The 13,864-nt window shown below is 52.7% G+C and carries 8 protein-coding genes; 4 read left to right on the top strand and 4 right to left on the bottom strand.

Annotated elements, in window-relative coordinates; all coding sequences use genetic code 11:
* Positions 1 to 4 precede the first annotated feature (4 nt).
* The gene (locus tag BZG23_RS05380; RefSeq protein ID WP_046074248.1) at positions 5 to 3,070 is read left to right on the top strand and encodes an error-prone DNA polymerase; all 3,066 of its coding nucleotides are present in this window, start codon (positions 5 to 7) and stop codon (positions 3,068 to 3,070) included.
* Here the strand turns inward: BZG23_RS05380 and BZG23_RS05375 are convergent.
* The 4 genes from BZG23_RS05375 to BZG23_RS05360 form a co-directional block, all read right to left on the bottom strand.
* Positions 3,067 to 4,317, bottom strand: a complete 1,251-nt coding sequence (locus BZG23_RS05375; RefSeq protein WP_046074247.1) for a multifunctional CCA addition/repair protein — start codon at positions 4,315 to 4,317, stop codon at positions 3,067 to 3,069. The genes BZG23_RS05380 and BZG23_RS05375 overlap by 4 nt on opposite strands.
* 157 nt (positions 4,318 to 4,474) lie before the next feature.
* Positions 4,475 to 5,107 carry a TIGR04211 family SH3 domain-containing protein gene (locus tag BZG23_RS05370; RefSeq protein WP_198532114.1) on the bottom strand — a complete coding sequence of 211 codons (633 nt, stop codon included), beginning with the start codon at positions 5,105 to 5,107 and terminating at the stop codon, positions 4,475 to 4,477.
* A gap of 110 nt (positions 5,108 to 5,217) precedes the next feature.
* Positions 5,218 to 6,474 carry an inorganic phosphate transporter gene (locus BZG23_RS05365; RefSeq protein ID WP_046074246.1) on the bottom strand — a complete coding sequence of 419 codons (1,257 nt, stop codon included), beginning with the start codon at positions 6,472 to 6,474 and terminating at the stop codon, positions 5,218 to 5,220.
* A 28-nt stretch (positions 6,475 to 6,502) separates the two neighbouring features.
* Positions 6,503 to 7,183 carry a TIGR00153 family protein gene (locus tag BZG23_RS05360; RefSeq protein ID WP_046074245.1) on the bottom strand — a complete coding sequence of 227 codons (681 nt, stop codon included), beginning with the start codon at positions 7,181 to 7,183 and terminating at the stop codon, positions 6,503 to 6,505.
* 223 nt (positions 7,184 to 7,406) lie between these two features.
* Here BZG23_RS05360 and BZG23_RS05355 point away from each other — a divergent pair, with 223 nt between their 5' ends.
* The 3 genes from BZG23_RS05355 (at position 7,407) to glnE (ending at position 13,826) form a co-directional block, all read left to right on the top strand.
* The gene (locus tag BZG23_RS05355; RefSeq protein ID WP_046074244.1) at positions 7,407 to 8,930 is read left to right on the top strand and encodes a CYTH and CHAD domain-containing protein; all 1,524 of its coding nucleotides are present in this window, start codon (positions 7,407 to 7,409) and stop codon (positions 8,928 to 8,930) included.
* A 341-nt stretch (positions 8,931 to 9,271) separates the two neighbouring features.
* Positions 9,272 to 10,873: a methyl-accepting chemotaxis protein gene (locus BZG23_RS05350; RefSeq protein WP_046074243.1), complete on the top strand. Its 1,602-nt coding sequence runs from the start codon at positions 9,272 to 9,274 to the stop codon at positions 10,871 to 10,873.
* 97 nt (positions 10,874 to 10,970) lie between these two features.
* Complete coding sequence (glnE, locus tag BZG23_RS05345; RefSeq protein WP_077606369.1) at positions 10,971 to 13,826, top strand: bifunctional [glutamate--ammonia ligase]-adenylyl-L-tyrosine phosphorylase/[glutamate--ammonia-ligase] adenylyltransferase; 2,856 nt, start codon at positions 10,971 to 10,973, stop codon at positions 13,824 to 13,826.
* Positions 13,827 to 13,864: the final 38 nt, after the last annotated feature.

The raw sequence follows: 13,864 nt of genomic DNA, 5'->3' as shown, positions 1-13,864 counted from the left end.
AGCGATGAGTACGTATGCCGAGCTGGTATGTTGCAGTAATTTCTCCTTTCTCGAAGGCGCCTCACACCCGGAAGAGCTGGTAGCGCAAGCGGCAGCATTGGGCTATCAAGCGCTTGCGATCACCGATGAATGCTCGGTCGCAGGGGTGGTGCGTGCGTATCAAGCCCAGCGTGATTATCCGCAGCTTTCGCTGATCATTGGCAGTCGCTTTCGCCTGCAGGCGTTAGATGTTGTTCTATTGTGTCCTACCCAAGCGGCTTACCAAGAGTTGTGTCGGATTATCACCAATGCGCGGCGGCGCAGTCACAAAGGCGACTACCAGCTGAGCGAGTGGGACTTGATGTCGGTGCGTCATGGCTTGGTGCTATGGCTACCCAGTGGCGCGGAGAGTGATCATCACTGGGCAAAATGGCTGTTACGTTATCATGGCGAGCGCTTGTATCTGGCCGTGCGGCGCGATCTAGCGGATAACGACCATCCGTATCTGGCACACTGTCGCATGCTGGCAAGCCAGTATGAGCTTCGCGTGACCGCGTGTGGTGATGTGTTGATGCATCACCCTGAGCGGCTGGCGTTACATCATACCTTAACAGCGATTCGGCATCGCCAGCCTGTCGCTGAATTGGGAAGGACGTTATTACCCAATGCAGAGCGCGCCTTACGCCCGCTGTCTAAACTACGCTCTTTATTTCCCCCTGAGTGGCTGGCGGAAAGTGCCAACATTGCCGCTCAGTGTCAGTTTTCCTTGGCGAGCCTTAAATACAGTTACCCCAAAGAAGTGGTGCCGACTGGCGAGTCTGCGATGGCCTATCTGCGTGAGGCGGTCAAGCAAGGCGCACAGCAGCGCTTCCCTAAGGGCGTGCCTCGTAACGTGGGAGCCATCATTGAAAAAGAGCTGGCGCTTATCGAGGCGCTCGATTACCCGTATTACTTTTTGACCATTTACGATCTGGTGCGCTTTGCTCAATCGCGAGGGATCTTGTACCAAGGGCGCGGCTCGGCGGCGAACTCGGTGGTGTGCTATTGCTTAGGGATCACCGCGGTAGATCCATGCAAAGTCGATGTGCTGTTTGAGCGCTTTATTAGCAAAGAGCGCGACGAGCCGCCGGATATTGATGTGGACTTTGAGCACCAGCGCCGTGAAGAAGTGATCCAGCATTTGTATCAAAAATATGGCCGAGAGCGGACCGCGTTAGCGGCAACCGTGATCCGTTATCGGCTGAAAAGTGCATTACGCGATGTGGGCAAAGCGTTAGCGATCCCCGCCAGTCAGATTGATTTTTTTATTCAAAACCTCAATCGGCGCGATAAAACCCAGCCTTGGGCGCAGCAACTTCAGCAGTTGGGCCTCGATCCTAAAAGCGCGAAAAGCCAACAATGGCTGTCGCTGACCCAGACATTGATCGGTTTTCCGCGCCACCTTTCTCAGCATGTCGGCGGCTTTGTGATTGCGGATGGGCCTTTGTATGAGTTGGTGCCGGTGGAAAATGCGGCGATGGCAGAGCGGACGGTGATCCAGTGGGATAAAGACGATCTGGAAACGCTGCATCTGATGAAAGTCGACGTACTGGCGCTGGGTATGCTCACTGCGATTCGACGTACCTTTGATTTGATTGCCCAAACCGGTGGCCCTCGCTTGAGTTTGGCGGCGATCACCCAACAAGGCGACGATCCGGCGGTATTTGCGCGTATTCAGAAAGCCGATACCGTGGGAGTGTTTCAAATTGAGTCGCGAGCACAAATGAGTATGCTGCCGCGGCTCAAACCGGCTTGTTATTATGATTTGGTAATCCAAATTGCCATTGTCCGCCCGGGGCCGATTCAAGGCGACATGGTGCATCCGTATTTACAGCGACGCGACGGGAAAGAAGCAGTGAGCTACCCGTCCAAAGCGGTTGAGCAAGTGCTAGCGCGTACGCTCGGGGTGCCCATCTTTCAAGAGCAGGTGATCAAATTGGCGATGGTGGCGGCCGGTTTTTCCGGTGGGGAAGCGGATCAGCTGCGTCGCGCGATGGCCGCTTGGAAGAAAAAGGGCGGATTGGCGCCGTTTCGCGACAAATTGATTGCTGGGATGACCGCGCGAGGCTATCGCGCCGACTTTGCTGAGCAGCTTTACCGGCAAATCTGTGGGTTTGGTGATTATGGCTTTCCAGAGAGCCACTCGGCTTCGTTTGCGGTTTTGGCCTATGTATCAGCGTGGCTAAAGCATTATTATCCCGCCGCGTTTTATACCGGCTTGCTCAATAGCCAGCCGATGGGGTTTTACTCACCGTCACAATTGATGCAAGACGCCACGCGCCACCAAGTGCCTGTGTGGCCGGTTTGTGTGCAACACTCGGGGGCGGATCATTGTTTAGAAAAGATCGGCGATCAGTGGGGCGTGCGGCTAGGATTGCGATTAGTCAAAGGGTTGAGTGCGGCGGCAATAGACCGATTGCTGGCCCATCGCCCAGAGACGGGGTTTGCGTGTTTATCGGCACTGCAAGAGATTCATCTTGACCGCGATGCCTATCAAGCCCTAGCCAGTAGCGGTGCATTGGCGACGCTGGCTGGCAATCGCTATCAGGCGCGCTGGGCACTGATGGATCAGCAGCGGCAACTGCCGCTACTGGCCGCCAGTGACGATGAGGTTGCGTTGCCTCACTCGCCTTCCCAATGGCAGAACGTGATTGAAGATTACGCGGCCATGGGGCTGTCGCTCACTGATCATCCCATTCGTTTGATGGCGCAAGCCGGCACATTGGGGCGTTTTACCCGTGGTGTTGAGTTATCACAGTGTGCGCCACAAAGCTGGGTGGCGGTAGCGGGTGTGGTGACGGGCAAGCAGTCCCCCGGCACCGCCAGTGGCGTAACCTTTGTTACCTTGGAAGACGATACGGGCAATATCAATGTGGTGGTTTGGGCGGGGACGACACGGGCGCAATCCCGTGCTTTTATGCAAGCCAAGGTGTTGAAAGTGCATGGCATTGTCGAGCGGCAAGGCGAGGTGGTGCATGTGATTGCCGGTAAGTTAATTGACCTGACTCCAACGCTCACTACCTTGTCGGTTGCTGCACGTGAATTCCGTTAACGCGAGGGACTCACCGCTTCTGGGCGTGGTGGCGCCGGACACGCGGCCACCGCTTGAATACGCTGGCGATACAGCTCATCACGAATCGCCGCCCCTTTAAAGCCGGCGTCGACAATTGGCTTAACCTCTACCTGTTGCGCGCAAGCAAAGCGCTCGCGTAAGGCGTCGGCTTGTGGATAGTAATAATTTTCACGTCCCTTGCGGCCACGCACATCGGCCAAACACGCCAAGGCCAATTGCTCGACCCGCTCGGGTTTGCGCCACGCATCGATCTGATTAAACAGCGCTACCCAATGCTCAGGGCTGAGTTGATCGCACTTATGAATTTTGGAGTGGTGCGCACTGACCACCAAGGCCAAATCCCGATAAGCGTTGGGGATACGTAGTCGCTCGCACAGCTCTTTAATCACGGGCAGCCCGCGATCGCCGTGGCCGCGATGGCCGGGCAAAATAGAGGCTGGGGTGAGGGCCTTACCGAGATCATGGACTTGTGCGGCAAAGCGGATGGCTTTGTCGTCGGTCAATGAGGCGGCATAACGGCTGACCATTTCCGTGTGGATGCCGGTATCGATTTCAGGGTGCCAGTTGGCCGGATTCGGCACGCCGTACAGGGCGTCGATTTCAGGAAGCACCACGGCAAGGGCACCACAATCGCGCAGCACAGCAAGAAACACATCGGGACAATCACTGCCGAGCGCTTTTTCCCACTCGCGCCAAACCCGCTCAGGGGTGAGGTGGGCGAGCTCGCCCTTGGCGACCATCGTTTTCATCAGCGCTAAGGTATCATCGGCAATGGTAAAGCCGAGTGGCGCAAAACGGGCGGCAAACCGTGCCACGCGCAGTACCCGTAATGGGTCTTCGCTAAAGGCGGGCGAGACATGGCGTAGAATGCGGTTGTGTAAATCTTGCTGACCGCCATACGGGTCAATCAAGCTGCCCTCTTCATCTTGGGCGATGGCGTTGATGGTGAGATCGCGGCGTTGAAGGTCCGCTTCCAGTGAGATATCTGGCGAGAAGTCGCAAATAAACCCGGTGTAGCCCTGGCCTGATTTTCGTTCAGTGCGGGCGAGGGCGTGTTCTTCGTGTGTGGTGGGGTGTAAAAAGACGGGGAAATCTTGGCCGACTTGCTGGTAGCCGGCTGCTTGCATTTGTTTGACGGTGGCACCGACCACTACCCAGTCTTTATCTGTGACCGGCAAGCCTAATAGCGCATCACGTACAGCACCGCCGACAAGATAATGTTCCACACCAAACTCCTTAATGACAAAGAGAAGACACAATCACGTTTGTGTCGCGAATGGGTTTAAGTATACATAGAGCCTAGCAGCACGCCCACCGTGTGCTTAAAAGGCCGCTATCAGGATCGCAATAAAAAAGGCTGCCAATGCAGCCTTTCATTCACGATTATGCCCAGCCGTCGCGGCGACGTTTTTTACGTGGGATAAGATGTGGCAGCACCAAGCCAAACAGTAAGCCACCGCCGGCTACCATGCCACCGTAGGTGAACCAACGCATCAGAAGATCATCTTTTTGGGTATCTATTTTGGCGCGTAAAGCACGGATTTCGCTTTGCGCATCAATCAGTTTTTTATTGAGTTCGCTGCTGTGTGCTTCCAGCTTCTCAATCTGCGCGTTGCGCTGTTTAAGGGATTCAGCCAAGCCTTTTTGTTGTGCTTTAGCATCATCTTTTGCACTGGCCAGCGCGGACTTTACCTTTTTCAGCGCTGATTCTAGCGCCGGCACGCGTTCTTTTAAGCCAGGTTGTGTGGTCACGTAGTCACTTTTTACCCAGCCTTTACGGCCACGGCTATCAACTACTTGGGTATAGCCCTCATCGCGATTGCGTTTTAGCACAGTGACTTTATCACCCGCATCGACACTGCCGATAATACGATATTGTGTGCCCGGGCCTGAGTGCATATAAGTGAACAAATCATCAGAAATATAGTTTTCTGCCATCGCTCGAGGCGCGGCAACGAGAACGAACAGCAATACGAGAGCAGAATACAGGTGTTTCACGTCTGGGGTCCTTTGCATAATTTCAGTGTGGGACACATCGGCTTTGCTGGGCATAGTGCCATAGGCGTAAAAGAAAGGGGAGCCATGCCCCCCTTTTTTTGACTGTGATTTGACATCACCGGCGCTTGTTACGCAAATAGCGAGGTCATCACTTGGTAAAAGATCACAGCCAACAAGGCCCCCGCGGGTAAGGTGATTAGCCATGAGGCAACAATATTACGCACCACACCCAAGTTGAGTGCGGCAATACCGCGGGCAAAGCCAACGCCCAAAACGCCGCCGACTAAGGTTTGTGTGGTTGAAATAGGGAGGCCAGTGCCTGAGGCGAGCACAACCGTACTTGCGGTCGCCAGTTGCGCGGCAAAACCACGACTTGGGGTAAGCTCAGTAATGCCCGAGCCCACGGTCGCCATGACTCTGTGTCCCATGGTGGCAAGGCCGAGTACAATCCCCGCGCCACCCATCGGTAAAATCCACCAGGCGATTTGTGCTTTTTCCGCTACAGCACCGAGGTTTTGTACCGTGGCCACAATGGCCGATAGCGGACCAATGGCATTGGCCACGTCATTCGAACCATGTGCGAAGGCCATCGCACAGGCGGTGACCACCATCAATAGGCTAAATATCCGCTCAACCCCCTGAAACCCTTGATTTTCATCGCCGCGATACTTTCTAGAAATGTAATAAACACCAAAAAACATCACCATGGCAGAGAGCACGATGGAGGCGCTCACGGACTCTAAGGTCGTGAGGTGGAGGCCAACATGTTTGAGACCTTTTTTGATGGTGACCATCGCGATAATAAACGCGGTGAGAAACATATAAAGCGGCACGAAACGTTTGGCATTAAGGACAGGGCGGTCGGTATCAAAAATCAGTCGTTGTGCACTTAAGAATATAAAGTAAGCGAACAAGCCAGAGATAAAAGGGGTGATAATCCAACTGCCAACGATGCCTTGCACCGTATGCCAATCGACTGCATCTGCGCCAACCGATAGGCAGGCAAAGCCAATAATCGCACCAATGATAGAGTGGGTGGTGGAGACGGGCCAACCCATGAATGAGGCAAGTAATAGCCAAGAGCCAGCCGCCAGTAGCGCGGACATCATGCCAAAGACTAATTCCAACGGTTGGTCAGCATAAAAACTGGTGTCAATCACACCTTTGCGAATGGTGTCTGTGACCTCACCACCGGCTAAATACGCGCCGGCGAATTCAAAAATCATCGCCACAATAATGGCTTGCTTCACGGTGAGTGCTTTTGAGCCCACAGACGTGCCCATCGCGTTCGCGACGTCATTGGCACCAATACCAATCGCCATTAAAAAACCAAAAGCCGCGGCGACCATGATCAGTATGGTCCCGTGATTCATCAGGATTTCCATTGTAATACCTTGTTGTTACATCACTCGGTTAGGAACGGGAAAGCATGACCTCTAAGCGCGCACCCACACGTTGCGCCTGGTCAGCAATTTCACCGACCCACTCGAGGATTTTGTACAAGAACATGACGTCAACAGGATTGTACTCCTGCTCAACGGCCATTAATGCTTGGCGAAGTTGGATTTGCATAGAATCGGTATCGTCTTCAATCACATCCAACTGATGAATCATTTCGGCGACTAAGGTGACTTCGCGCCCTTTAAAGCCAGTCTCAAGTAGCTCTTCAAGCTCGTTGATCACGCGGCGTGCTTGCGCGGCAGCATCTAAGCATCGCTGCACATAGGCGATAAAGGCATCATTCATTGAGGGGGGCATACGAAGCTGACGGCCTATCACGCGGCCGGCAATATCTTTGGCTAAGTTTGCCAGCTTGTCTTGCTGGGTGAGGAGCTCGAGCATGTCCGTGCGATCGACGGGCATAAAGAGACCTCGTGGTAACTTAAGCCGGATATTGCGCTTTAGGGTATCAGCATCTTTCTCAATATCTGAGATTTGCTGACGGAGTTGATTTGCCTTATCCCAATCTTGTTGCTCGCAAGCATGAAAGAAGGGGATCAGTAACTCACAACAATCGTTTACACGATTTACGTGACGCTGCAGTGGTTTAATAGGGCTTTTTGCAAATAGCCCAACAATTGTATTGACTGGCATAGCCGTAATCTACCTGGTTGCCTCGAGCCCAGAGGGCAAAAAAGAGAGGCGAAAAGTTCAACGATGGTATATCGGAGCGGCGATGGTAGCGCAGAACATAGGCTAAAGAAATAGCTTTTGTGATCTCTGCCTCAGTGCGCGTGATCAAGCCTAGTAGTGATAGCGCTTGCCGACAGGATCAATTGTTCATATCCTTGTCAGGCAATTGGCTATAGGTAACCGTATGGACACTGAGATAGAGCTCAAATTTTTTGTCTCTTCTGACTTTTCTCATCGCATTCGCGATAAAATTGTCAGTGTAAAACAGCTACAGCAAAGCCAGCGTGAGCTGGGAAACATCTACTTCGATACGCCAGATTTTACCCTACGTAAACACGATATCGGTTTGCGGGTACGTCGTTTTGATGGTGTGTACATTCAAACCCTCAAAACGGCAGGTCGGGTCGTGGCTGGGCTGCATCAGCGCCCAGAATACAACGCCGAGCTTAACGGACCTGAACCTGATCTTTCTTTGATCCCAGTCGATGCATGGCCCGATGATCTGGATGTTGATGCACTGAGCCAAGCTCTCCAGCCGTTGTTTTCCACCGATTTTGTGCGTCAGCAATGGCTGTTAGCAACGGATGACGGTAGCCAAATCGAATTGGCGAGCGATCAAGGCGAGGTCTCTACCGAAGCCGGCGACAAGGATGTGATTTCTGAGGTGGAGCTGGAGCTGATTTCCGGACAAACCGATGCCTTGTTCTCGCTGGCACGCAGCCTGGCGGATGAAGGTGGCCTACGCCTCGGAAATTTGAGCAAGGCGGCGCGTGGCTACCGCCTGGCAACCGGCTATCAGGGTGATCCGGTTAAAGCCTTATCCATCGTTAAACTCGGCGCTGATGATAGCCAAGAAAAAGCCCTGATTCGGATCCTCGAGCATGCGTTGAATCACTGGCATTATCACGAGCAAATCTACATTGAGCGTGAGTCCCTTGAGGCGTTACAAGAAATTCGCTATGCCGTCTTGTTGATCCGACAGGCGTTTGTCTTATTCGGCAGTGTGGTGCCGCGCCGAGCAAGCAGTTTACTCCGTCAAGAGCTGCAATGGTTTGAGGGTGAACTGGCGTGGCTCGATGATGCTCGGACGAATGCCCGGCTGTGTGAAGACAAAGGCCAATATCTGCGTAAATTAAACGCGCGAAAAACCTTGGTGAAAAGCTTGAAGGTCGAACAAGCGAGGTTGCCTGAACGAGAGGACATTGTCGCGCTGCTACATACATCGCGGTATTGCAATTTACTGCTCGATTTAAGTCGCTGGATCCTCTCGAAAGGTTGGCAACCGTTTTTAGATGATAAAGCGGCGGATAAGCTTGCCCAACCGATTCAACGTTTGGCCGACAAAGCACTGCCAGAGTCTTGGCACGAGTTGCTTGATGCATTTGATGAAACTAAACCACTGACGCGGCACGACTACTTTGACCAATACCCTCGCTTGCAACGCAATTTGTTGCTAGGCACTTGCTTGGCCTCTTTGTATGACAAAAGTCGGCGTAAAGCCTTTCGCCTGCCTTGGCTCGATATGTTGCAAGGCATTGAAGAGCTGCGCTTGCTCGAGCCGGTGCGTGAGCGAGTGGTCGAGATTGACGATGAAGAGGATAAAAAACAAGCAGAGAAGTGGTTGGCACGTAAAGAAGAGTCACTGTTTCATGCGATGACGCAAAGCCGTCAAACGGGATTGCGTCTTACTCCTTATTGGCAAGAGTAAGCGAACGAGAGTGATAAAAAGCAGCCTGGAGGTTGCTTTTTTTATGTGTGCCTTTATGCGGTTACCTTGCTTGAGTATCCAGTTTCAATGTCTGAGCAGATTCGATAAAACCGCCTCTAGGATCAATATATTTGGCACTTTTTTACGTTATAAACAGGCAAGGTGCGTGATGATAATTTGATTAACTTATCATTATGGGCATTGTTTATGGGCAAATTTCACAAATACGGTAAACAAGGATTCAGTGAGGGTGACGTTTGCCGATATAACATCACTCAGTATTAATAATCGCCCGTTTGGCAGTCAGTTGGCTTAATAACGGACATGGAGCTTTCAGGATTATGGCTAARCATAACTTTTATGCGTGGGAAAAACCCGTTACCAATCTGCGCTTGATCCCAAAACTCGTGATTCTCATGGTCTTTAGTACCATTATTCTGGTCGGTAAGCAGATGTGGGATGCGAACACGTTTCGCCAGTCCGTGATTGAGTTCACCCTGAATCAGACCCAAGAATTAGCGCGATCCAGCGCGGCAATGACAGGTGCCCTCATCGATCAGCCTGATGGGGAACGCTTGATGCGAGAGGCGGTGGATACCATGAACGCCGAATTCAGCGAAGGGGCGTATTTATATTTGGTCAATGGCACCACTCGCCAAGTCTGGTCTCACCCTTCAATGCGCCAGTTTGACGCGTTGCGCGTGCCGGATGAAAGCACCGGAACCGATGTCGCTGACTTGTTTCTCAATCAGTCAGGCGCGTTTAGCTATACCGTTTATGACGGTGGCCGTCATGGCTATGCCGTGCCCGTAGGCGGCAGCGATTGGTGGCTCGTGGCATCACAACCGACGTCTGAGGCGCAGGCGTATTACCAAGATTATATGATTCAGGTCGCGTGGCAAACCGCGCTGATGATTGTCTCTTTCATGGTTATTTTGCTGGGCGGCTCCAATATTATGCTGCGGCAAATTAATTATCTTACCGATAGAATTCGGGCGCTCGCCAACCGTGATCTCAGTGAACCGATTGAGATGAATAGCCGGGACGAGTTTGGTGATTTAGCGCGTGAGCTGGAAAGATCGCGTCAGCAATTGGTGGATGTGATTAACGCGCAGCGCCAAGCGTCGGATGATCTTTCTTCTCTGGCTGAGATTATGACGATCAGCATGTCGGAAACCAAAGAGTCATCGCAAGAGCAATTCTCTGAGATGGATCAGCTTGCCTCGGCGATGAGTGAGATGAGTGCGACCGTGCAAACCGTCGCTGAGCATACTCGAGAGGCGGCCAAAGCGACCGAAACCTCTAGCCAACAGGCGAACAGTGGCCAAGAGCACGTGAGCAGTACCATCAAAACCATCAATGAGCTGTCCAATGACATCAGCGAGTCATCCCAGGTCGTGGGGCAGGTCGATGCCCAGGTGGAGAAAATCGGTACTGTCGTGGTCACTATTCAAGGAATTTCAGAGCAAACCAATCTACTGGCACTCAATGCCGCGATAGAAGCCGCACGCGCGGGCGATACGGGGCGTGGTTTTGCGGTGGTGGCGGATGAAGTACGCAAGCTGGCGCAACACACCCAAGAAGCCACGGTGGAAATTCAAGATATGATCACCCAGTTGCAGCAAAGTGCGCAAAAAGCGGTGGGCTTGATGGATCGCAGTGTTTCCGAGGCCAAGACAGGCGTCGAGTCAGTGAGCCAGGCTGGCGGAGAGCTTGAGCAAATCGTCACGCAAATCCAATCGCTTAATGACATGAACTTCCAAATCGCCTCATCGGCGGAACAACAAGCGTCAGTAGCCGGTGAGATGAACCAAAACCTCACCAATGTTAAAGATTTGGTCCAGGCATCGGTGACAGTGGCGTCTGAGCTGCATGAAACGGCAGAGATGGTTGAACAAAGTGCACAATCACTCAAAGATAAAATTGAGGCCTTTAAAGTCTAACCACGTTTGAGGTTTTATCCGTAATCAACAACGGCTCGCTGCATCGGTGAGCCGTTTTTGTTAGTGTCGATACAGGACGATAGCAAAAGGACTGCCCATGGTACTCTCTGACTCTCTTGCCGCTTGCTTGCATCAGCACTGGATACGATTAAATGAAATTGCCCCTGAGGCCGTGCCGCAGTGGCAAGGCACGGCGCGTGAGCAACTCGAGCAGGCTTTAGCGTGTAGCGAGTTTGTCGCCAAGGCATTAACCCAAACCTCTGGACTTCTCGACTGGCTGTATCAGCATCGCCAGCAAGCCTCGCGTGAGCAGACATACCAAGCTGAGTTGAGTCAGGCGTTGGAAGCGGTGACGGATGAGAGCGAGTTTCACCGTCAACTCCGTCAGCACCGCCAGCGTGAGCTCGTATGGATTGCGTGGCAGGAAATCCAAAATCAATGGCCGGTTGAGCAAGGTTTACAGCATCTATCAGCCCTTGCGGAAGCGCAAATATTATCAGCTTATCAATGGCTCTATCAGCGCGGCTGTCACGACTGGGGCACACCCATGAGCCCCGAGGGGGAGCCGCAGCCGATGCTGATTTTGGGCATGGGCAAACTTGGTGGTGGCGAGCTCAACTTCTCTTCAGACATCGACCTGATCTTTACTTACCCTGAGGCGGGAGAAACCCAGGGCGCGAGAAAAAGCATCGCCAATGCCCAGTTCTTTACCCGGCTAGGGCAGCGCTTGATCAAAGCGCTTGATCAACCCACGGTGGACGGTTTTTGTTATCGGGTTGATATGCGTCTTCGTCCCTTTGGGGATAGTGGCCCTTTAGTGATGAGCTTTTCCGCACTCGAAGATTACTACCAAGAACAAGGGCGTGATTGGGAGCGCTATGCGATGGTGAAAGCGCGCGTCATGGGGAAAGAGCAGTATGACTGCTATCAAACGTTACGGCAGATGCTACGCCCGTTTGTCTTCCGTCGTTACATCGATTTTAGTGCCATTCAAGCGTTGCGGCGGATGAAACAGTTAATCCAACGAGAGGTACGTCGGCGTGGCTTAACGGATAATATTAAGCTTGGTGCGGGGGGGATTCGTGAGATTGAATTTATTGCTCAGTCGTTTCAGCTTATTCGTGGCGGCCGAGAGCCCAGTTTGCGCCAACGTGGCTTGCTCGACACCTTAGATGCGATTGCGGAACTGGAATTATTGCCTACCGCTGAGGTAAGCCAATTAAAGGCTGCGTATTGCTATTTGCGTCGAGTTGAAAACCTCCTACAAGCCATTGATGACAACCAAACGCAGACCCTGCCCGATAACGACCTTGATCGTGAGCGGCTTTGTCACGCCATGGGGGTCAATGACTGGACGCGCTTACAGGCCGACATCACCCAGCATATGCAAGCGGTTAATCAGGTGTTTTCCGGCTTGATTGGCGAAGATGAGCAAGAAACAGACACGGACGTCGATACTGAGTATCACGATCTATGGGCGATGGCGCGCGATGTAGAAAACGCCCACTTGATCTTAGCAGGCTTAGATTTACCGGACACCAATATTGCTGAGCAGTTATTAGCGTTTAAACAAGAGCTGGCGAAGCGCACTGTGGGCCCTCGAGGACGTGAGGTGCTAAACCGTTTGATGCCCGTCATGTTAAGTAAGCTACTGACGTTACCGCAACCACAGCAGGTGCTGCCACATATCACCCACCTGTTACTCAATATCTCGACGCGCACCACCTACTTAGAGCTGTTGGATGAGCACCCCGGGGCGATTGATCAGCTGTTACGACTTTGTACGGCCAGCCCGATGGTGGCAGAAAAGTTGGCGCGCTACCCTTTGCTACTGGATGAGCTGCTCGATTTAACCCATTTGTACCAACCCTTGGCGCCGGATGCCTATCGCAGCGAATTACGCGATTATCTTGCTCGTATCCCCGTTGAGGATATGGAGCAACAAATGGAGGCGGTGCGTCAGTTTAAGCAAGTTCAGTTATTAAAAATTGCCGCGGCGGATATCGCTGGTGTGCTACCTGTGATGCGCGTCAGTGATCATTTGACTTACTTGGCTGAAGCGATTGTGGAGGCGGTGGTCAATCAGGCGTGGCACCAAATGGTGGAAAAATATGGCCAACCGACACACTTGGGCGAGCGCGAGGGCCGAGGTTTTGCGGTGATTGGTTACGGCAAGTTAGGCGGATGGGAGCTGGGTTATAATTCTGACCTCGATGTGGTTTTTCTCCATGACTGCCCCGCGGATATTGAGACTGACGGTCGTAAAGTGATTGATGGTCGGCAGTTTTATCTACGTCTTGCTCAGCGTATCGTCCATCTTTTCTCTACGCGTACTCCCTCTGGGGTGCTCTATGACATTGACACGCGCCTTCGTCCTTCCGGCACCTCCGGGATGCTGGTGAGCACGCTCGAAGCTTACGCCGATTACCAACAAAAAGAAGCGTGGACATGGGAGCACCAGGCACTGGTGCGTGCACGCATGATATATGGTGATCCTAAGCTAGAGTCCGGCTTTACCCAGGTCCGTCATCGCATTCTCACCACGCCACGAGACATCGATACGCTGCGAGAGCAAGTCAGTGGCATGCGTGAAAAAATGCGTCAGCATAAAGCGACAGGACAAAAAGATACCTTCTCCATCAAACAAGACGCCGGTGGGATCACTGATATCGAGTTCTTGGCGCAATACTTAGTGCTCGGCAACAGTGCCAGTCAACCGGCGCTTACCCGATATAGCGATAACGCGCGTATTTTTGAGCAAGCCGGAGAGCTGGGAGTGATGCCACTGACGCAGGCGGCGGGATTAAAGTCGGCCTATACCCGGATGCGCAATGCGCTCCACCGTAGCCACCTAGCTGGTGAAAGTGGGCAGGTGGAGGCTGATGCCTTTATCGATGAGCGCGAAATCGTGCAGCAAGCCTGGCAACAGTGGTTTGATGGGCAAGCAGACTAGCAGCGTAAGGCGCAATAATGAGGCCGCGATTGGCGGCC

The sequence above is a fragment of the Salinivibrio sp. ML290 genome, from assembly GCF_001995695.1.
Classification (GTDB): Bacteria; Pseudomonadota; Gammaproteobacteria; order Enterobacterales; family Vibrionaceae; genus Salinivibrio; species Salinivibrio siamensis.
Note: the sequence above shows the minus strand (reverse complement) of the source record. Positions and strands in the feature narration are given on the sequence as shown.